The sequence below is a fragment of the Pseudochrobactrum kiredjianiae genome (assembly GCF_030362795.1).
GTDB classification, from domain to species: Bacteria; Pseudomonadota; Alphaproteobacteria; order Rhizobiales; family Rhizobiaceae; genus Pseudochrobactrum; species Pseudochrobactrum kiredjianiae.
On record NZ_JAUCBM010000003.1, the window covers coordinates 14,423 to 35,474 of the forward strand.

Sequence of the window (21,052 nt, forward strand, 5' to 3'; positions counted from 1 at the left end):
GCTGACGCAAGTAAGAAGCAACCTTGGAGATGCTTATGAAAAAGACCTTTATCATTCCGGCCATTGCCGCTGCTCTTTTTAGCGCAGCTTTGTTGCCTGTAGTGGAGGCAAATGCTGCCGGTAAAACCGAGACGCTTTATGTGAATAATAAGCTGGTGGATTGTGTTGGTGTCGCCCCGCAAAAATGTATGCAGGTGCGGACCAGCCCGAAAGGTGAATGGACTTTATTCTATAGCGGCATTGACGGTTTCGACTATGAACCGGGCTATAAATACAAGCTGAAGGTGAATATAACTAAAGTTAAGAACCCTCCTGCAGATGCCTCTAGTTTGAATTATAAGCTCGTCAAGATTTTGAGCAAAAAGAAGTAAGCGTAATTTCTTGATTGCTAAAATAGTGAGCCTGCTCTTTGAGCAGGCTTTTCTGTTTTATGAGTGGAATCATGTCAATTAGGTCAGCTGTAGAGATGAAATATCTTGCCGAAATGCATGGTAAAAATGTCACGACCTGAAAAAACTACATATTTTATTTAATTTCTATTTAGAAATTTAGTTTAAATGATAATTGTTTTTCAATAATTATTCATAGCTATTCTTGAATAATTATACGTTTATTGAAATATAGTCGTTATTTTTGAAATTTATTCTAATTGATTGTCATTTTTTATTTGTTTTGTTATTCTGTTTTTGTCCTGATTTTTTATACTGATTTATTTTTATTGATATTTTGCAAAAATATAAGGTTTTCCCGATGAATATATCACGGCCAATACTTTATGGTGTCAATGTAGCAGATTTACAGGAAATTGAACTTGTCGATATTATCAGTAGTCACGCAATTCGACTGGGTTTTGAGTATTATAGCTTTGTAATCCGTATCCCCCAGTCATTAACGCGTCCTAAAATTAAGGGGTTCGACAATTACTCTGAGAGTTGGCGTCATTATTATACGCGCAATGAGTGTATCCTGACTGATGCGGCCATTCAGATGGCTATGCGTTCTTCCAAGCCTGTGGTGTGGACGGACAAGCTCTATCAGCAAAATAAGATTTTGTGGCAAGAGATGAAGCGCGACGGGCATTCGGTTGGGATTACCCAGTCATGCTGGGGGGCTCAGTCGATTGCGGGTTTTCTGTCTTTCAGTCGTCAGAGCGGAGCGATCAGTAAAGCTGAGCTGAAAGAACTTGAACCGGAATTGCATCAGATCAGCCTGTCTTTATTCAGTAAAGTCTATGATTTTTATCATCTGGATGAGACATATAATACGGAAGATCAGATTATTACTTTGCGTGAGCGGGAAATTCTTCGCTGGACGGGGGATGGTAAAACCGCAGAGGATATTTCCATCATTTTGAACATCACGCCGCGCACAGTGCATTTCCATATGAATAATGTGCTGAATAAGCTGATTGTTTCCAATAAAGTCCATGCGGTCATGAAAGCGCATTTGATCGGGCTTCTCTGAATAAAAAAGCCGCTGCAGTTTTGCAGCGGCTTTTTTACGAGGAATGGGCGCTTTATTTATAGCGCGACAGGCCGAGATCGGATGTGTCGATATCCGGGTTTTTGCCGGAGATCAGATCGGCCATCACACGGGCAGAGCCGGCGGACATTGTCCAGCCGAGTGTACCGTGACCGGCATTGATATACAGGTTGTCATATTTGGTAGCGCCAATAATTGGCGTTGAATCCGGTGTCATCGGACGCAATCCTGACCAGAAGGTAGCCTTGGACAGATCGCCGGCACCCCCAAACAGACCGCCAACGGAGAGTTCCAGTGTTTCACGACGTTCCGGCAGCAAACGGGTCACATAATCTGTGACTTCAGCCATGCCGCCGACGCGGATGCGGTCACCGAGGCGGGTGATGGCAATCTTGTAGGTTTCATCCAGAATGGTTGAAACCGGCGCGCGCGATTCATCAACAATCGGAATAGTGATGGAATAACCCTTCACCGGATAGATCGGCACATTAAGGCCTAGGCCTTTTACCAGATGCGGTGTGAAGCTACCGAGTGCTGCGACATAGCGGTCAGCAGTAAAGGTGCCTTTGTTGGTTTCAACTGCAACGATCTTACCGCTGTTGAGCTGGAAGCCTTTGATGTCCACATTGTAGTGGAATTTTACGCCAAGCTCTTCGGCCATTTTGGCCAGCTTATTGGTGAAGGTGAAGCAATCGCCAGTGCCGTCATCCGGCATACGCAGGCCGCCGGCGATCATATGCTTTACATTGGCAAGGGCAGGTTCTGCTTGGGTGCAACCTTCCGCATCAAGCACTTCAAATTTAATGCCGTCCTGACGCAGGCTTTCAATATCCTTGGTCATAACCGCGTCAAAATCTTTCTGACTGCGAAACAGCTGCAGGGTACCTTTCGAGCCATCATCATAGCTGATGCCGGTATCATTGCGCAGTTCGGTCAGGCATTCGCGGCTATAGTTGGAAATGCGCAGCATACGCGCTTTGTTGGTCGCATAGGCCGATGCAGTGCAATTAGCCAGCATGGACATCAGCCAGCTATACATTGCCGGATTGCAGGTCGGGCGGAAAATCAGCGGGGAATGTTTTTTGAACAGCCACATTGCCGCTTTCTGCGGGATGCCCGGAGCAGCCCATGGCGTGGAATAACCATAGGAAAGCTGACCGGCATTGGCGAAACTGGTTTCGAGCGCCGGGCCTTCCTGGCGGTCAATCACCGTCACTTCATGGCCGGCTTTCGCCAGATAATAGGCGGTTGTTACGCCGATAACACCGCTGCCGAGTATTGTAACTTTCATGGTCTGCCTCTGTCAGAGCTTGGCTTGAAATGCTGCCTATGCAGTCGCGATATATTTTCAAGCAAGAATGTCGTTGATATAAATGCGATGATATCTGTTCCCCAGAGATGTCAGCACCTCATAGGTAATTGTGCCTGCATCCTGAGCCACTTGTTCCAGCGTCTGATGCGAGCCGATCAGCTCAACCAGACTGCCGAGCTTCAATGTGCCTTCCGGCAATGCGCTGACATCCAGTGTAATCGAGTCCATGGAAACGCGGCCAATAATCGGCAGGCGCACATCACCATAATAGGCGCAGCCTTTATTGCTCAAATGCCGTGGCCAGCCATCCGCATAGCCGACTGCGATTGTTGCAATACGCGTCTCGGTCTGTGTTTCATAGCTGCCGCCATAACCGACCAGTGTTTTAGCCGGAACAGAACGGCACTGAATAACGCGCGCCTGCAATGACACGACCGGCTGCATCGGGTTCGGTGCGTTTTCTTGTGGTGCGCCGCCATAAAGAGCAATGCCCGGACGAGCCAGATCATAATGATAGCTGCGCTCCATAAAAGTACCGCCGGAATTGGAAAAGGCAACGGCATATTGCGGCAGCAGTTTCAGTACTGCCTGCATGCGTTCCAACTGCGCTTTATTCTGCGGGCTTTGCACATTATCACCGGAGGCCAGATGGCTGATGATGAATTTCACATCCACACAGTCCAGCAAAGACTGATCTGCAAGCAGTTCTTTCAGTTCCTGTTCGGAAAGGCCGAGACGGGACATGCCGGTGTCGAGTTGCAGAAGAGCAGGGAGAGAGCGGTTTTGGGCTTTGGCTAGCGCTGCCCAGTTCTGCAATTGCTCAAGAGAGTTGAGTACCGGCACAATATTATGGTCAGCGCAGAGTTTTTCTGTCTGCGGCTGTAAACCGTTCAGAATATAAATCGTGGCATCTTTGCCGATATGCGGTTGCAAGTTCAGAGCTTCGCTCAAATGCGCAACGAAAAAGTCGCGGCAACCGGCTGCATAAAATTGCGGGGCGACTTTATCTGCGCCCAAGCCATAGGCATCGGCTTTGACCACCGCGGCGGTGCGGGTCGGAGTGATTGCATCGGCGATAAGCTTATAATTGGCGCGGAGAGCGCCGAGATCTATAGTCAGAATGCCGCCTGCAGCCAGCGCTTGCGGGTTGTCAGAAGCGTTGGCCGCCGCTTGTTGGTTATCGGAGGCGTTGGCCGCCTCTTGTTGGTTATCAGAGGCGTTGGCCGCCTCAGGCACATGGCTATCAGAAAAGATTACAGACATAAGCACTTCCGCATTGTCGATGCCTGACCTTTCATGCGGCTTGCTTAAACCTCAGCCTACCGAAACAGCCTGCGCTTTTTCGTGACGGGTCTGAGGCAAATACCGCAGAACGGGCAAACAATTTTGTATAAGAGGCAGCATCGCTTCAGCGCCATTATCCCATGCGTGAAATGCCAAGCCGTATCTCTCTCCCTATTTCGAAGTTTAATCGAATAGTCTTCGAATGTTTTTGCTATTTTTCGCAAATTATGCGAATTATAAGTCAATAAGCACGATAAAATACTGAGAATTGGAATATTCTGCGTGTCTACCTTAGATGCTATTGATCGCAATATTATCCGCTGTCTGCGCCGTGACGGCCGCATGACCAATAGTCAGCTTGCCACAGAGGTGGGGCTATCTCAATCGGCCTGCCTGCGCAGGGTGCAGCTGCTGGAAACAAGCGGGGTTATCCGCGGTTATACGGCGATTGTTGCGGCACCCGATGCCGATGACCGGCTGGTGGCGTTGGTACGCATTACGCTGGAACGGCAAACGGAAGAATATCTCAACCGTTTTGAAGAGGCGGTGCGCCGCCATCCGGAAATTCAGGAATGTTATCTGATGACGGGCGATGCGGATTATATCTTGCGCGCGGAGGCAGAAAATACGGCGGCCTATGAGGTCATTCACAAAGAAATCTTGTCACGTCTGCCAGGTGTGGTGCGTATTCACTCCAGCTTCTCAATCCGCAGTGTGCTGTTGAGCAGAGCGCCGGTGAAATGAAGTGGCGCTCTGCTATAACAATAATGCTCAGTCTTTATGCAGAATTGAGCTGTCCACATCTGTGATCCGGCGCTTGCCGCACAGTGCCATCGTGATATCCGCTTCACGCGCAATGATTTCCAGTGCTTTGGTCACACCGGTTTTGCCCATTGCGCCAAGACCATAAAGAAACGGCCTGCCGATATAAGTCCCTTTGGCACCGAGGGCGATGGCTTTCAGCACATCCTGACCGGAGCGGATACCGCCGTCGAGATGAATTTCTACCTTGTCGCCAACCGTATCGACAATGCGCGGCAACATGGAGATGGATGATGGTGCGCCGTCCAGCTGGCGGCCGCCATGGTTGGAAACGATAATCGCATCGGCACCGGTTTTAGCCGCCATCAACGCATCTTCTTCATCGAGGATGCCTTTGAGGATCAGCGGGCCGCCCCAGAGGTTTTTGATCCATTCTACATCGTCCCAGTTCAGTTTCGGATCAAACTGTTCGGCAGTCCATGAGGACAGGGACGAGAGATCGCTGACACCTTTGGCATGTCCGTCAATATTGCGGAATGTGCGGCGTTGCGTGCCCATCATGCCGAGGCACCATTGCGGGCGTGTCATCATCTGCCAGATATGTTTCGGCGTAAATTTCGGTGGGGCAGAAAGACCATTGCGCAAGTCTTTATGGCGCTGGCCAAGAATTTGCAGATCAAGCGTCAAGACCAGTGCCGAACAACCGGCGACTTTGGCGCGCTCAATCAGATTGCGAACAAAGTCACGGTCTTTCATCACATAAAGCTGGAACCAGAAGGGCTTTTTAGTTGCCGCTGCCACATCTTCAATCGAACAAATACTCATCGTGGAAAGCGTGAAAGGCACACCGAATTCTGCTGCTGCCTGCGCTGCCAGAATTTCGCCATCGGCATGTTGCATACCGGCAAGACCGGTCGGGGAGAGCGCAACGGGCATTGTAACATTCTGGCCGATCATCGTGGTTGCCAGTGAGCGATCAGTCATATCCACCAGCACGCGCTGGCGTAATTTGATATTGGCGAAGTCGCTTTCATTCGCTCGATAGGTCGATTCTGTCCATGCGCCGGAATCTGCATAATCAAAAAACATCTTTGGCACGCGGCGCTGCGCCAGTTTTTTCAAATCTGCGATTTCAAGAACAGTACTCATAGTTGCGTGCTTTCTAAATTCTTAGTTTAATTCATTTATTAGCATCTGAAATATATAATGTCAGGATCAGACAGACTATTAAAAAAGGAATATTCAGCTATCTTTGTTGCAGATCGACAGGTGTTTAAAGGTTGTATTGATGATAACCGGTTCGCGCAGGCATATCTTACTCGCACTTTCTCCGGCTGTTCTGCTGGCCGTCTCGGCTTTTGCAGCATCAGCGCAGTCGCAACCGGATAAGGCACATGCTGCTTCCTTGTATAGCGCACATCGTGTGGCGGTCAGTGCAGAAACAGTAAAAGTCACGGAATATCGTCCGCAACTGGTTCTGACAGGCACAGTTGCTGCGCGAAATCTGATTAATCTCGCTTTTCGTGCCTCTGGTCAGGTGACAGAGCGGCATGCGGATGTCGGTCAAAAGGTTGAAGCCGGTGATTTGCTGGCGCGGATTGATGCTGTGGAACAACAGGCGGCCTTGCGTTCGGCGCAGGCCTCTTTGAATGCGGCGCAGGCACAATTGGTACAGGCGACTGCGAATTACGCACGCCAGCAGGCATTGCTGAAACAAGGTTTTACCACACGCAGCCAGTTTGGCACTGCGGAAGAAACCAAGCAGCTGGCAGAAGCCGCGCTGATCTCTGCGCAAACGCAGATGAAAAATGCACAGGATATGATGAGCTATACGGAATTGCGGGCGCCGCGTTCCGGCGTGGTAACTGCTCGCAATATTGAAACCGGACAATTGGTGCAGGCTGCGCAGACAGCGTTTATTATTGCTGCGGATGGCGAACGGGATGCCGTGTTTGATGTGCAGGAGGCTTTGGCTGCCCATGCCGAGACCATTGAAGGTAAAAGTGACGGGCAGGGCTTGCCGCCGGTGAGCTTGTCACTGGTGTCTGATCCCGCAATCACTGCAACTGGCCGTGTCCGTGAGATTGCACCGGTGGTCAATGCCACAACGGGTACGGTGCGGGTTAAAATCGGGCTTAATACGCCGCCAGCCGCCATGACACTGGCGGCGCCGGTGATTGGCAGCCTGTCGCTGCCAGCGGTTCGTGCAGTGGTTTTGCCGTGGAGTGCCATGACTGCACAGGACGGAAAACCTGCCGTCTGGGTGTTTGATCCCAAGACAAACAGCGTCTCATCCGCGCTGGTGCAAATTCTGGATTATGAGCGTGAGAAAATTATTATTTCTGACGGTTTAAAGGATGGTCAGATGGTTGTGACGCGCGGCGGACAGATGCTCGGTGAAGGCTCGGTTGTTGATTTGCTGATGGCTGATGAAAAGAGTGTGACGCAATGATTGGCGCAGAGACGGGCGTGAAAACCATGACAGTGAAACGCAAAATTCTCAGCGCGGCCATGGTCGCATCATTGCTGACACTCGCTGCCTGCGGTGAAAAACAGGACGAGGCAGCGGAAGTAATCCGGCCGGTCTTGTTCGTAACGGCACAGGCAGAACCATCCCAGCAAATTGGCTTTGCCGGTTCAGTCGAGCCGCAATATAGCACAGATCTTGCATTTCGTGTGCTTGGGCGGCTGATCCAGCGCAATGTCGATATCGGCGATATCGTCGAAAAAGGTCAGGTGGTGGCGATGATTGATCCTGCACAACTTGATCTGAATTTGCAGGCTGCCAAAGCGGATATGGCCAGTGCGGAAGCGCAATATGTGAATGCGCAGGCTACAGAAGACCGGCAATCGCGCTTGCTGGCGACACGCAGTATTTCTCAGGCAATCTATGACAATGCCAAACAAGCACGCGATACGACTGCCGCCGGACTGGAAAAAGCCAAAGCTGCATTGCGTAAAGCAGAAGATGAACGTGGGTTTGCACAATTACAGCCTGATTTCACCGGTGTGGTTTCTGCGGTGAATGCCGAGGTCGGGCAGGTTGTCTCCGCAGGGCAAAGCGTGGTGACCGTAGCGCGGCCTGATGTGCGTGAAGCGGTTGTTGACGTGCCGGATAGTATTGCGGAAGAGATCAATACCGGTGATGAATTTATGATCTTCTTGCAAGCTGATCCAACAGTGCAGGCACAAGGGCATGTGCGAGAAATTGCGCCGCAAGCCGATAGTGCAACCCGTCTTCGCCGCGTGAAAATTACGCTGGATGAGGCACCGGAAGCTTTTCGCTTAGGGACGACGATCACAGCACTGCGTAGCAATGGTAATCATCAGGAGCAGATCAGCTTGCCTCTTTCCGCTTTGCTGGAACAGGACGGGAAGACCTATGTCTGGATTGCCGATGCGCAAAGCCAGACAGTGCGCCGTCAGCCGGTTGAAGTGGTGCGCCGCACTGAGCAGAACTTTATTGTTGAGGGCTTGGAAGACGGTCAGCTTATTGTCAGTGCGGGCGTGAATAGTTTGCAGGATGGTCAAAAAGTTAAACTGCCGCAGGGAGAGAAATAATGAAGAAATTTAATCTCTCTGACTGGGCGCTCAATCACCGTTCGCTGGTCTGGTACTTCATGCTGGTGTTTTTGATTGCAGGTAGTGCTGCTTATATCAATCTCGGTCGTGAAGAAGATCCGCAATTCACCATTAAAACCATGCTGATACAGGCCAATTGGCCGGGTGCATCGGTGGATGAGACGATCAATCAGGTGACTGACCGGATTGAGAAGAAATTGCAGGAGCTGGACAGTCTCGATTTTACCAAATCGGTGACAACACCCGGTAAAGCGGTCATTTTTGTCAATCTGAAAGCAACGACCAAAGCGCGGGATGTGGAGAAAATCTGGCTCCAAACCCGCAATATGATCAATGATATCAAGGGTAATTTTCCTGAAGGCGTGTACGGACCCTATTACAACGACCGGTTCGGGGATGTCTTTGGTAATATTTATGCCTTCACCGCTGATGGTCTGAGCCACCGGCAATTGCGCGATTACGTGGAAACGGTACGCACGCAGGTTCTGCAACTGCCAAGTGCCGGTAAAGTCGATTTGATCGGTGCGCAGGACGAGGTGATTTTCCTTGAATTTTCCTCCCGACAGATTGCAGCTTTGGGGCTGGATCAGCAGGCGATTTTAAAGAGTTTGCAGGATCAGAATGCGATCACGCCATCCGGTGTGATTAATGCTGGCCCGGAACGGCTCTCGGTGCGGGTGAGCGGGCAGTTCACTTCCGAAGAAAGCCTGAAAGCGGTCAATCTGCGGGTTAATAACCGCTTCTTCCGTCTCAGCGATGTGGCAGAGATCAAGCGCGGTTATACTAACCCGCCGGAAAGTCTGTTTCGCGTCAATGGTGAACCGGCAATCGGTTTGGCAATTGGTATGAAGCCGAATGAAAATCTGCTGGATTTCGGCAATGCGCTCAATGCGCTGATGACGCATGTGGAAGGCGAATTGCCGATTGGCATCAAAGTGCATCAAGTGGCCGACCAGCCGGAAGTGGTGGATGATGCGGTTTCCGGTTTCACCAAAGCGCTGTTTGAGGCGGTGATTATCGTTCTTGCGGTGAGCTTCATCAGCCTCGGTGTGCGTGCCGGTTTAGTGGTGTCGCTGTCGATCCCGCTGGTTTTGGCGATCACTTTCCTCACGATGCAATATATGGATATATCCTTGCAACGTGTGTCACTTGGCGCGCTGATTATTGCGCTCGGCCTGCTGGTCGACGATGCTATGATTGCCGTTGAAATGATGGTTGCACGGCTTGAGGCGGGCGATCCGATCAATAAAGCGGCGACCTATGTTTATACGCATACGGCCTTTCCGATGCTGACGGGTACATTGGTGACGATTGCCGGTTTTATTCCGATCGGTCTCAATACCAGTCAGGCCGGTGAATATACTTATACTTTGTTCGTGGTGATTGGGGTTTCGCTGGTGGTGTCGTGGGTGGTGGCAGTATTGTTCGCGCCGCTACTCGGCGTAACAATCCTGCCGAAAACCATGAAGAAGCATGAGGAAAAGCCACGGCGTGTGACGGCTGCTTTTTCTGCAGCCTTGCTGTGGTGTATGCGCTATCGCTGGACAACGATTTTTGCAACGATCGCGCTGTTTTTGGTGTCGCTGGGTGGTATGACGCTGATTGAGCGCCAGTTCTTTCCACCATCGGATCGACCAGAGTTGGTCATTGACTGGAAGCTGCCGGAAAACAGCTCCATCGCCGAAACACAGGCGCAGATGCTGCGTTTTGAAGAAATCATGCTCAAAGGCAATGAGGATATTGACCATTGGAGCAGCTATATCGGACAGGGCGCAGTGCGTTTCGTGCTGACCTTCGATGTGCAGCCGGTCAATCCGTATTTCGGGCAGATGATTATTGTCGCCAAGGATGTTGAGGCGCGTGACCGTTTGAAGCAGAAATTCGATGCGGTTTTGCGCAAGGATTATATCGGCACTGATGCTTATGTGAAATTCCTTGAGCTTGGGCCACCGGTTGGTCGTCCGGTGCAGTATCGCGTCAGCGGGCCGGATATTCAGACGGTGCGTAATTATGCGCATCAGGTTGCCGATATAATGGGCAAAGACGAGCGTCTGGGTGTGGTCGCCTATGACTGGAACGAACCGGCACGAGTGGTGCGGGTTGATGTATTGCAGGATAAGGCACGTAAGCTCGGCGTTTCCTCTAAAGATATTTCGATGACGCTGAACAGTGTTGTCGGCGGTCTGGCGATTACGCAGGTGCGCGATGCTACATATCTCATCAATGTTGTGGTGCGGGCGCAGGCGCAGGAGCGTGACCGGATTGAAACACTCCGAAATCTGCAAATCGGCACTGGTAATGGCGATTCCATCCCACTCGCTTCGATTGCCAATTTCCGCTACGAGATTGAGCAGCCTGTAGTCTGGCGGCGTGACCGTATGCCGACAATCACAGTGTCGGCCGGTATTCTCGACAAGACGATGCCGGATACAGTCGTTGAGAAAATGAAGGGGCAGGTGGACGCCTTTACAGAAAAGCTGCCGCTTGGATACTCCGTGCATATTGCCGGTACGGTTGAAGAAAGTGCCAAAAGTCAGGGGCCGATTGCCGCTGTTGTGCCATTGATGCTGTTTGTGATGGCGACCATTCTGATGATCCAGTTGCAGAGTTTCCAGCGGTTGTTTCTGGTGGTTGCAGTCGCGCCGCTTGGCCTGATCGGGGTAGTTGCAGCCTTGCTGCCGAGTGGAAAACCGCTGGGTTTCGTGGCTATTCTCGGTGTGCTGGCGCTGATCGGTATTCTGATCCGTAACTCGGTGATCCTCATCGTGCAGGTGCAGGATCATATTAAAGAGGGTATGCATCCGTGGGATTCAGTCTATCACTCTGCCCAACATCGTATGCGGCCGATTGCATTGACCGCAGCGGCTGCCAGTCTGGCGCTGATCCCGATTTCCCGTGAGGTTTTCTGGGGGCCAATGGCCTATGCAATGATGGGCGGGATTATTGTCGGTACAGTGATTACACTGCTATTTTTGCCTGCGCTTTATGTGGCATGGTTCCGAGTCAAAGAGCCGGAACCGCAGCAGCCAGAAGGCGGCTCTGATGTTCCGCCAGCGGAACCGGTGGTGGTGCAATAATTTAAAATAAAAGGGCCGCTTTCTGAATTGGAGCTGCCCTTTTTATTTTCTTGGAACGGATAATTTCAATTGTAACTGGTCTTAAAAAGGTATTATATCTGCGCTATGGATAATACCAGATTGCTTCCTCTTCTTCAGCGCGGATTAGCAGCGCAAACGACCGGCGGGCCGCTCTATAAGCAGGTCGCCGTGGTTCTGACCAATTTGATAGAAGATGGCAGCCTTGCCGCTGGCAGTAGTTTGCCACCGGAGCGCGAGCTGGCGCAAGCGCTTGGGCTGGCGCGGGTCACCATCCGCTCTGCCTATCAGGCTCTGCTGGAAAATCGTTTGGTGGAGCGCCGACATGGCAGCGGCACCTATATTTGTGAACGCCCGAAAAAGATCAGCCAGCCGCTTTGGCAGCTCACCTCATTCTCGCAGGATATGATCGCCCGTGGTAAAGTGCCGGGCGTGCGTATTCTCTCCGGTGGTATCGGGCATCCGTCTCCGGAAGAGGCGTTTCAGCTTGGCATCTCCATGCAGGATCTGGTGGTGCGCGTTGAACGCTTGCGCCTCGCGGATGATATGCCGATGGCGATTGAACGTGCCGTGGTCCCGCAGCGCTTGCTCGGAACTGCAACACCTACGCAGGATGGTGCAGGGCAGAAAACTGAGCTGGCGCAGGCGGTGCTCAGCGGTGCACTATCACTTTATGCAGCATTAGAAGATCAAGGCTATAAGCCGGTGCGCGCTTTGCAGCGCCTGACGGCTGTGGTGCTGGATCCGGTGAATGCGCGTTTGCTTGGCGTGGCCGATAAAGCGGCGGCGCTGCAAATGGAGCGCGTATCGCGCACGCAGACCGACCGGATTGTGGAATATACTCGCTCGCTTTATCGCGGCGATGCTTATGATTTTATTGCGGAACTTAAAACGGGGGAGGTCCGATGACCGCATCACCAACACTCATGCTTCAGGAAACCGAACAGGCTGCGTCTGTTGTCGCTAAGATGCTGAAAGAGCAGAAGCCGGTATTTGAAGAAATTGCGGGGCTTTTTGCATCCCGCAAGCCTGCATTGATTTCGACCTGCGCGCGCGGCTCATCAGATCATGCAGCGACATTTTTCAAATATCTTGCTGAAATTCAATTGGGCTTGCCGGTTGCTGCTTTGGGGCCATCAGTAGCATCGGTTTATGATGCGCCGTTGCAGCTTGGCTCTGCCGTGCATTTTACTGTTTCACAGTCCGGTGCCAGCCCTGATATTGTGGCGATGCAACGCGCGGCTAAAAAAGGCGGTGCAGTCACCGTTGCTGTGGTCAATGTCACCGATAGCCCGCTCGGCAATGAGGCCGATATTGTGCTGGGAATCGGTGCAGGGCCTGAAAAAAGTGTTGCTGCGACTAAATCCTTTATTGCGTCTGCTGCGGCTCTGGCTGGTGTGATTGCTGCCGTCAGCAAAAATAATGAGATGCAGAACGGCCTAGATCATCTGGCTGATGCGCTGGCTGCTGTGCAGGTTGATGCAGGCAATGCGCTGGAAAATACGCTGGCTGAAAAACAGTCGCTGTTTATCGGTGGTCGGGGACCTTCGATGGCGATTGCGCTTGAAGCTGCATTGAAGGCGAAGGAAACCTCAGCCATTCATGCGGAGGCTTTCTCACTGGCAGAGCTGATGCATGGGCCGATGCGTTTGGTGGAAAAAGGCTTCCCGATTGTGGCCTTTGTTTCTCAGGATCAGGCCTATCAGCACAATTTGCAGGCGCTGAAACATCTTGAAAGCATTGGCGGCAATATCCTGACAATTTCGCCACTGGATTTGCCGTGGAGCCAGATTAAAACACCGGCGACCGGCTCGGCTCTGCTTGATCCGCTGGTGTCACTTGGCGCTTATTATCGTATTATCGAGGCGGTTACCCGCCGCCGTGGTTTCAATCCTGATAAGCCGCTCAATCTGAATAAGGTAACGGAGACTGTCTGATGCATTTTCAGCTGCTGCGTGGTGCGCGTATTTTTGACGGCAATCGTTTTCACGAGCGAACTGCCCTTCTGATCGGGGAGGGCAGGATTGTCCGCCTCGTACAGGATGGTGATGCACTGCCGGACAATGTGCAAATCATTGAACTGGAGGGCGGCATTCTCAGCCCCGGTTTCATTGATGCGCAGGTTAATGGCGGCGGCGGCGCAATGCTCAATGACGGACCGACACCGGAAATCATGTTCACCATCGCGGCAGGGCATCGTCCCTACGGCACAACCAGCCTGCTGCCGACCCTGATCACCGATACCGGTGATGTGACGGCACAGGCAATGGTTGCAGCGGTTGATGCGGTGATAGCAGATAAAGGCGTTGCCGGTCTGCATCTGGAAGGTCCGCATCTGGCACCAGCGAAAAAAGGTGCGCATCTGGCTGAATTGATGCGGCCTGTGCAATCGGCTGATATTCAGGCGATGATTGCAGCAGCACAGAAAATCGGCTGCTTGCTGGTGACAATGGCTGCGGAGCAGGTGACGCCGGAGCAGGTGCGTGAACTGGCCGAAGGCGGCGTGATTGTCAGCATCGGCCATAGCGACAGCACTTATGAAATGGCAATGGCGCGTTTTGATGCCGGTGCGCGTGGCGTGACGCATTTGTTCAATGCGATGAGCCAGTTCGGCCATCGTGCGCCTAATCTTGTGGGTGCGGCGCTGGATCATCCGTCTGTGTGGGGCGGGATTATTGCGGACGGCCATCATGTCGAGCCTGCGGCTCTGCGTGTGGCATTGCGGGCAAAACGCGGGCAAGGGCGCTTGTTCTTTGTCACTGATGCGATGTCGCTGGTCGGCTCAGGCCGCGATACATTCCAGCTCAATGGTCGTACAGTCTATCGTGTTGAGGGTGGCTATTGCCCGAAATTGGTGCTGGAAGACCGTGTGACATTGGCAGGTTCCGATCTCGATATGGCATCGGGTATCCGCTATGGTATGGCGATGCTGGATCTCTCCTGCGAGGAGGCTTTACGCATGGCAACCTCCTATCCGGCCACGTTTTTGCGACTCAATGGTCGTGGTGTGCTGGCTCCGCAAAAACGTGCCGATCTGGTCTGGCTGGATGACCAGTGCCATGTCCGCTCTACGTGGATTTCCGGTGAGCGACAGGATCAACAGGCATGAGCATTATCGATGATTATTTCGACAAGCTGACAGCCCATCTCACGCAACTGCGTGACAGTCAGGCCGAGGCGATGAAGCAGGCTGTTGCCATGATTGGCGAAGCTGCGCGCAATGATAAGCGCGTCTTTGTTTTTGGCACCGGTCATTCGCACATGCTGGCGGAAGAAGTGCATTATCGTGCCGGTGGTCTGGCGATTACCGTGCCTGTTCTTTCAGCCTTTACAATGCTGCATGAGGGCGCATCTTCCAGCACCAAATTCGAGCGCATCAGCGGCATGGTTCAGCCTTTGCTACAGCGCTATGATATTGGTGCGGGTGATATTCTGCTGATTGTTTCCAACTCCGGTGTGAACGCTGCGCCGGTTGATGCTGCCCGATATGGGCGCGAAGTCGGTGCAAAAGTGATTGCACTGACATCGGTTTCCTATTCTGCCAGCGCGGCCAATGGCCGTGTGCGCTTGTCTGAACTTGCTGATCTGGTGCTGGATAATGAAATTCCGGCAGGTGATGCGATAATGCAATTGCCGAACAGCGAGATGAAGGCCGGAGCTGTCTCGACTGCCGTTTGTGCAACCCTTCTCCATGCGATCTTTACTGCTGTTGCTGCCGAACTGGCGACAGAAGGCAGTGATGTGCCGGTCTATCGCAGTGCCAATATGCCAGGGGCAACAGAAATCAATGATCGGCTGATCGAAAAATACAAAGCGCGCAACCCGCATCTTTGATGCAAGCAGCGACCTATAATCTCAGAAAACAACGTCTATAGCCTGAGATTATAGGTTATGTATATTTGTCTGCAAATGGCAGAATTCCGTCAAACAAAAGCGTAATCGGGACTGTAAAGCGCTGAAATTCTGTGTAAGAGCTTCATATGGAACCGGATTTTCGGGACTGTATTCATTTGAACGCTGAAGCTTAAGGGATATCCCCATGCAGAATTATGTGTTGACCGTCAGTTGCCAGTCACGCCTCGGTATAGTTGCCGCTATTTCCGGATATCTTGCTGGCATGGGGTGTAACATTGTTGACAGCGCCCAGTTCGATGATCTCGGTGCCGACAAATTCTTTATGCGCGTCAGCTTTATCACGGAGCAGGGCAAAAGCTTCGAAGAGATCGCCGGTGGTTTTCAGGAGACTGCTGATAAATTCGGCATGGTCTATGATTTTCACGACACCCGCAAACCGGTGAAAACCCTGCTGATGGTTTCGCGCTTTGGTCATTGCCTGAATGATCTGCTCTATCGTTGGAAAATCGGCGGTCTGCCGATTGATATTGTCGGTGTTGTTTCCAATCATTTTGATTATCAGAAGGTCGTTGTGAACCACGATATTCCTTTCCATCACATTGCGGTGACGAAGGAAAATAAGGCTGAAGCCGAAGCCAAGATGATGAATATCGTCAATGAAACCGGCACCGAGCTTGTGGTTCTGGCACGCTATATGCAGGTGCTGTCTGATGAGTTGAGCAAGAAAATGTCCGGCAAGATCATCAATATTCACCACTCTTTTCTGCCATCATTCAAAGGCGCGAATCCTTATAAGCAGGCCTATGAGCGCGGCGTGAAGCTGATTGGTGCCACAGCGCATTATGTGACCGCCGATCTCGATGAAGGCCCGATCATCGAGCAAGACGTTGCCCGTATTACCCATGCGCAGTCGGCTGCCGATTATGTTTCCATCGGGCGTGATGTTGAAGCGCAGGTTTTGGCACGCGCCATTCACGCGCATATCCATCACCGCGTGTTCCTCAATGGTAATCGGACAGTCGTATTTCCGGCGAGCCCGGGGTCGTACGCTTCTGAACGTATGGGCTAACCGACCGTCGATATTTACGCACTTACGGTCTGCAAATGGGGACTGCCTGCGCTTCCGGTACTCATGTACCTTAAAGTACATTCCGCTCCGGTTCTCGGCAGCCCCCATTTTCGCCTCGTCATTGCGAAAATCTCAATCGTTCGGTACGTCATGCCATGTGCAAAAAAATGACTTAGCCTTCAAGTTGATTCAATTTACCTGTGAAATGCTCCGATAATTTCCTCAGCGTTAGCATGCGTGCTTACACATGTTGAATAAGGAGTTTGCTTATGAAAAAATATTACGCAGCCTGTAGTTGCGGAAAGCTGAAAATCATTTGTGAGGGGGAACCGCTGCGGGTGTCGATGTGTCACTGTCTTGAATGTCAGCGTCGAACCGGAGCCGTTTTTGGTAATCAGGCGTGGTTCAAACAACAGCAAGTGACAATTTTGGGTCAATCAACACAATTCACCCGACAGTCTGATGCCGGTCGTTCAGTATCATTTCAGTTTTGCCCATCATGTGGGTCAACCGTTTATTGGGAGGCAGAAGCACTCCCAGATCATGTTGCTGTTGCCGTTGGAGCCTTTGCTGATCCTGCTTTTGCAGCACCTTCAATTTCAGCTTGGGAGGCGAGGCAGCATCACTGGCTAAAGTCACTTCATACTATGGTGATTCAGCATATAGATTGAGACATGGCGAAGCGCGTATTGCGTTTAATTGCATTCATGGCGCACGCTTTAGTTTCTTTTTATTTGGTCAAAGATGATTGGCATTTTTCTTCAACATCATTGCGAAAATCAGACATATTCCTGACCCATGCATTATCACCATCAACCAGAGGTCTTGCATAAGCCTCTCTGATGATGGTTTGAAAAACTTCCCTGACCGCCGGATCAAATTTGACCTTGAGAAGATCCGTCAGAGGTTTTCCCTCTAAGCGTGCCGCCATAGAGCGCCCCGCAAGTTCACCGAGCTTTGTGCAAAACGTAGTATTGTTCTCGCTTGCATGAACAATCGGGCTATGCACCATATAAATGATAGCTATTAGCACTGCTAAAGTTAAACGCATGCGAGCCTCCGTGGTGGAGAGTTCTGATGAGATATGCGTGAATACTGTATGTAATAGAGACCCCTTGTGTGATTTTAGTCAATAAAAAAGCCCCGCTATGCGGGGCTTTTCTTTGTCATCAAGAATGATGATTAGTCGATATCGAAGGATACGCCCTGTGCGAGCGGCAGTGCCTTGGAGTAGTTTACGGTGTTGGTTGCACGGCGCATGTAAGCTTTCCATGCATCCGAACCGGATTCACGACCGCCACCGGTTTCCTTTTCACCGCCGAATGCGCCGCCGATTTCAGCACCGGATGTACCGATATTGACGTTGGCGATACCGCAATCCGAACCGGATGCGGAAAGGAAACGCTCAGCTTCCTGCAGGTTCAGTGTGAAGATCGAGGACGACAGACCGGCACCAACTGCGTTGTGCAGTTCGAGTACATTGTCGAAGTCGCTGTATTTCATCACATAGAGGATCGGTGCGAAGGTTTCTTCGAGAACCGGACCTGCCTGTTCTGGCATTTCAACGATTGCTGGCTGTACGTAGTAACCTGTGTCCGGACCAACGGATACGCGGTCACCACCAACAACTTTACCGCCGTGTGCTTTGGCATCGCTAAGCGCTTTCTGCATACCATCGAAAGAAGCTTTGTCGATCAGCGGGCCGATCAGTGCAGGGGTTTCCAGCGGGTTGCCAATGGAAACAGTCTGATAGGCTTTGGTCAGGCGTGGTACGAGTGTGTCGTAAACGCTTTCATGCACGAACAGGCGACGCATGGTTGTGCAACGCTGACCAGCAGTGCCCATGGCACCAAAAGCAATCGCGCGCAGAGCCATGTCGAGATCGGCTGACGGGCAGACGATACCGGCATTGTTGCCGCCGAGTTCGAGAATGGCGCGTGCAAAACGCTTGGCCAGACGCGGGCCTACATCGCGACCCATGCGGGTTGAGCCGGTTGCGGAAACCAGCGGAACCTTCGGATGGTCAACCAGAACTTCACCGATTGCACGGTCGCCGATGATAACTGCGGACAGACCTTTAGGTGCATCTGCACCAAAACGGGCAACGGCACGGTTGAAGATCGCTTCACAAGCAAGCGCTGTGAGCGGGGTCTTTTCGGATGGCTTCCAGACAACCGCATCACCGGCAACCAGTGCCAATGTTGCGTTCCATGCCCAAACAGCAACCGGGAAGTTGAAGGCAGAGATAACGCCGACAACGCCAAGCGGATGCCATGTTTCCATCATGCGGTGACCCGGACGTTCAGTCGCAATGGTCAAACCATAAAGCTGACGGGACAGACCAACTGCGAAATCGCAGATGTCGATCATTTCCTGAACTTCGCCGAGACCCTCAGAAATGATCTTACCAGCTTCGATCGAAACGAGACGGCCGAGATCAGTTTTGGTTGCGCGCAGTTCTTCACCGAGCAGGCGGATCAGTTCACCGCGGCGAGGTGCCGGAACATCGCGCCATGTGCGGAATGCGCTATCTGCTTCTTCGATCATGCGGGCAGTGTCTGCAGCCGAATGAGTCTTGAGGGCGCCGATCTGTTCGCCGGTAACCGGGCTGAACGAGGCAAGATCACCGCCTGTATAGGCAGCGCTGTCAACGCCAAGCTTGGCGAGAATGTCAGCAGCTTCTTGTTTGACGTTCACTTTTTTATTTTCGGTGCTCATAAATCGCATTCCCTATCGTTTATCGTTCAGAATATCAGGCGTTTGTTCGGGTAAGGGAACAAACTCAATACTCTATCTGATGCAATGGAGCAGTTCCTGTCTCTAAGACTGCGCCGGTATAAACAACTGAACGGCAATCTGCTTTGAGGGCAGATTGCCGTTTTCACATGTTATGTAGTTATTCTGCAGCGACTTTAAAGGCGAGAGCCTTCAACGCGCCCTCAACAGATTCGCGCTCGATGCGGGCATAGTGTTCAAATTCATTGAGCACAGTTGCGCCGAGATCCGTTTCGAAACGCTTCTGGTTCGGGCTTTCAGTAAATTCCTGCGTATCGTCGTCGCCGAGATTGGACTGGAAGATACCTGCGGCGCTGACCGGCAGGAAGTCTTCATAGACAATCGGGTCAAACTGGACCGCACCTTCAGCAATCAGGCTGTCGAGATTGGCGGCAGTCAGTTCGCTCTTGGCTTTGTAACGATCGCTTACGCTGTAAGCGAAATAGCCGAGACCCTGTTCACGGATTTCTGCCCATGTGTCCGGGAATTCTTCAAAAACTTCACTAAGAATACGCACATATTCAGCAGCGTTCGAGCCATCCGGTGCAGGGCGGATACGTGCACGGGTTTTGTCAAGCAGCGCGTCGTAAAGGCCGCGGCCTTTTGGGGTCAGTGCAACGCCGCGCTGTTCAATTTCACCAAAACGGGCGGTATGCGTACCGGCTTTCCATTCGCCCGCAGCATCGGTGAAAGAAACAGCTTCTTCGAGCGCTTTAAACGAGGTCTGACGCAGCAGAACTGCACATTTGCGGGTTGGAGGGCCTTCAACAACAGCTTTAGGCGAAATATTGCGCGCTGGCATCTGTGTCTGCACAGCATCAATATCGAGCGTGCGTGGTGTCAGATGGTTGATGTGCGGGCCTTTGAAGGACACAACGTCAGCAATCAGACGATGGGCATCATGCAGGCGGTGATAAAGTTCTGCACTCACATTGGCCTTATCGTGCCAGCGGAAAGTCTCCAGAACTTCAGCCACAAACTTATCAGCCTGTTCTTGTGTAAGACCACCCTGTTTTTCAGCAATCTCGATCAGCTCAACCGCACCGGCAGTGAAGATATTGCGCTTGGCAAGGGTTTCTTCCGCTTCTTTGCGCAGCTTTTCGTCCGCGATCAGGTCGAGACGCAGCAGCGAGGTGAAAACGCGGAACGGATTGATCTTCAGCGAAGCGTCTGCAACAGGACGGAAAGCTGTGGAATGCACAGGCACACCGGCAGCGGACAGGTCGTAGTACCCGACAGGGAACATGCCCATAACAGCAAAAGCGCGGCGCATCATGGAAAGTTCAGCGGCGGTGCCGAGACGGATCGCGCCGTGACGTTCTTCAGAAATACGATCCAGAGAATCGGTATCTTCGAGACGCGCGAGCATTTCAGGCTGGGCTTTCAGTGTCGCAGCATTCACATCTGCAACCAGTTCCATCAAAGTGCCGTAAGCAGGCACTTCTGTACGGTACATTGCGGACATAGAGGCCGAGAATGCAGCGCGAATATTGTCGGCTGATACGAAGTTCATGGTTTGCCTCCTTGGGGGCTTTCCGTCTTGAGAGCTGTTATCTGTCTTGGGAGAAGATAAAGCCCTGTCTGTTTTGCTCTTGGTGCAGTTCCGTCAAGAAAAGCGGATGCCGTTTTTCCTGAAACTGCTTTGCTTGGTTGATTTGTGCTCTTTGGGAGCAGCACAAAACCATCCTGATGCTGTTATAAAGGCCTATCTGATCCGAAAAATGTCAGTCAGTTTTCGGGATATGCTTTTAATTTGATGCGTAATTTCTTTTTAAATCGATTTTCGGCAGTCTGAAAATCGCTGAAACACGTATCAGATGTTGATATCATGACTAA

Annotated in this window: 19 protein-coding genes; 13 read left to right on the forward strand and 6 right to left on the reverse strand. The window is 51.7% G+C overall.

All coding sequences use genetic code 11. From position 1 onward, the window contains the following. Positions 1-35 precede the first annotated feature (35 nt). On the forward strand, positions 36-371 hold the full coding sequence (locus QUF18_RS07845; RefSeq protein ID WP_289386514.1) for a DUF4377 domain-containing protein: 336 nt from the start codon (positions 36-38) through the stop codon (positions 369-371). Between the two features lie 379 nt (positions 372-750). Further along, the gene (locus QUF18_RS07850; protein WP_289386515.1) at positions 751-1,464 is read left to right on the forward strand and encodes an autoinducer binding domain-containing protein; all 714 of its coding nucleotides are present in this window, start codon (positions 751-753) and stop codon (positions 1,462-1,464) included. A gap of 52 nt (positions 1,465-1,516) precedes the next feature. On the opposite strand, the gene QUF18_RS07855 is transcribed toward QUF18_RS07850, so the two are convergent. Both QUF18_RS07855 and alr read right to left on the reverse strand, forming a co-directional pair. Further along, entirely contained in the window at positions 1,517-2,773 is a 1,257-nt protein-coding gene (locus QUF18_RS07855) for a D-amino acid dehydrogenase (protein WP_289386516.1), read from the reverse strand. Positions 2,774-2,830: 57 nt separating this feature from the next. Further along, positions 2,831-4,057: an alanine racemase gene (alr, locus tag QUF18_RS07860; protein WP_289386517.1), complete on the reverse strand. Its 1,227-nt coding sequence runs from the start codon at positions 4,055-4,057 to the stop codon at positions 2,831-2,833. A gap of 303 nt (positions 4,058-4,360) precedes the next feature. On the opposite strand from alr, the gene QUF18_RS07865 reads away from it, so the two are divergent. Further along, complete coding sequence (locus QUF18_RS07865; RefSeq protein WP_151159768.1) at positions 4,361-4,822, forward strand: Lrp/AsnC family transcriptional regulator; 462 nt, start codon at positions 4,361-4,363, stop codon at positions 4,820-4,822. 27 nt (positions 4,823-4,849) lie between these two features. Here the strand turns inward: QUF18_RS07865 and QUF18_RS07870 are convergent, their stop codons facing one another. After that, on the reverse strand, positions 4,850-5,989 hold the full coding sequence (locus QUF18_RS07870; protein ID WP_289386518.1) for an alpha-hydroxy acid oxidase: 1,140 nt from the start codon (positions 5,987-5,989) through the stop codon (positions 4,850-4,852). A gap of 139 nt (positions 5,990-6,128) precedes the next feature. On the opposite strand from QUF18_RS07870, the gene QUF18_RS07875 reads away from it, so the two are divergent. The 9 genes from QUF18_RS07875 (at position 6,129) to QUF18_RS07915 (ending at position 17,112) form a co-directional block, all read left to right on the forward strand. Beyond that, positions 6,129-7,292 (forward strand): efflux RND transporter periplasmic adaptor subunit, encoded by a 1,164-nt coding sequence (locus tag QUF18_RS07875; protein ID WP_289386519.1) that lies wholly within the window; start codon positions 6,129-6,131, stop codon positions 7,290-7,292. Continuing rightward, entirely contained in the window at positions 7,289-8,401 is a 1,113-nt protein-coding gene (locus tag QUF18_RS07880) for an efflux RND transporter periplasmic adaptor subunit (RefSeq protein ID WP_374806498.1), read from the forward strand. The genes QUF18_RS07875 and QUF18_RS07880 overlap by 4 nt, the downstream gene beginning before the upstream one ends. Then, a complete protein-coding gene (locus tag QUF18_RS07885) occupies positions 8,401-11,499 on the forward strand; it encodes an efflux RND transporter permease subunit (protein ID WP_289386520.1) in 3,099 nt (1,032 codons plus the stop codon). Before QUF18_RS07880 ends, QUF18_RS07885 begins: the two co-directional genes overlap by 1 nt. Positions 11,500-11,604: 105 nt before the next feature. Next, positions 11,605-12,426: a GntR family transcriptional regulator gene (locus QUF18_RS07890; protein ID WP_289386521.1), complete on the forward strand. Its 822-nt coding sequence runs from the start codon at positions 11,605-11,607 to the stop codon at positions 12,424-12,426. Then, positions 12,423-13,454 (forward strand): SIS domain-containing protein, encoded by a 1,032-nt coding sequence (locus QUF18_RS07895; RefSeq protein ID WP_289386522.1) that lies wholly within the window; start codon positions 12,423-12,425, stop codon positions 13,452-13,454. The genes QUF18_RS07890 and QUF18_RS07895 overlap by 4 nt, the downstream gene beginning before the upstream one ends. Beyond that, the gene (nagA, locus tag QUF18_RS07900; protein WP_289386523.1) at positions 13,454-14,626 is read left to right on the forward strand and encodes an N-acetylglucosamine-6-phosphate deacetylase; all 1,173 of its coding nucleotides are present in this window, start codon (positions 13,454-13,456) and stop codon (positions 14,624-14,626) included. The genes QUF18_RS07895 and nagA overlap by 1 nt, the downstream gene beginning before the upstream one ends. Beyond that, entirely contained in the window at positions 14,623-15,351 is a 729-nt protein-coding gene (locus QUF18_RS07905) for an SIS domain-containing protein (RefSeq protein WP_289386524.1), read from the forward strand. Before nagA ends, QUF18_RS07905 begins: the two co-directional genes overlap by 4 nt. Before the next feature lie 205 nt (positions 15,352-15,556). Then, positions 15,557-16,441: a formyltetrahydrofolate deformylase gene (purU, locus tag QUF18_RS07910; RefSeq protein ID WP_289386525.1), complete on the forward strand. Its 885-nt coding sequence runs from the start codon at positions 15,557-15,559 to the stop codon at positions 16,439-16,441. 269 nt (positions 16,442-16,710) lie between these two features. Continuing rightward, positions 16,711-17,112, forward strand: coding sequence for a GFA family protein (locus QUF18_RS07915; RefSeq protein WP_289386526.1), 402 nt, complete (start codon positions 16,711-16,713; stop codon positions 17,110-17,112). A 59-nt stretch (positions 17,113-17,171) separates the two neighbouring features. Here QUF18_RS07915 and QUF18_RS07920 read toward each other — a convergent pair whose 3' ends face one another. The 3 genes from QUF18_RS07920 to hglS all read right to left on the reverse strand — a co-directional run bounded on the left by QUF18_RS07920 (position 17,172) and on the right by hglS (position 20,729). Further along, positions 17,172-17,492, reverse strand: coding sequence for a hypothetical protein (locus QUF18_RS07920; RefSeq protein WP_289386527.1), 321 nt, complete (start codon positions 17,490-17,492; stop codon positions 17,172-17,174). 131 nt (positions 17,493-17,623) lie between these two features. Further along, positions 17,624-19,159: an L-piperidine-6-carboxylate dehydrogenase gene (gene amaB, locus QUF18_RS07925; RefSeq protein WP_289386528.1), complete on the reverse strand. Its 1,536-nt coding sequence runs from the start codon at positions 19,157-19,159 to the stop codon at positions 17,624-17,626. A gap of 178 nt (positions 19,160-19,337) precedes the next feature. Beyond that, a complete protein-coding gene (gene hglS, locus QUF18_RS07930; protein ID WP_289386529.1) occupies positions 19,338-20,729 on the reverse strand; it encodes a 2-oxoadipate dioxygenase/decarboxylase HglS in 1,392 nt (463 codons plus the stop codon). 46 nt (positions 20,730-20,775) lie between these two features. Between hglS and QUF18_RS07935 the strand changes: the two genes are divergently transcribed. Then, positions 20,776-20,973, forward strand: a complete 198-nt coding sequence (locus QUF18_RS07935) for a hypothetical protein (protein WP_289386530.1) — start codon at positions 20,776-20,778, stop codon at positions 20,971-20,973. The last annotated feature ends 79 nt before the right edge of the window (positions 20,974-21,052 follow it).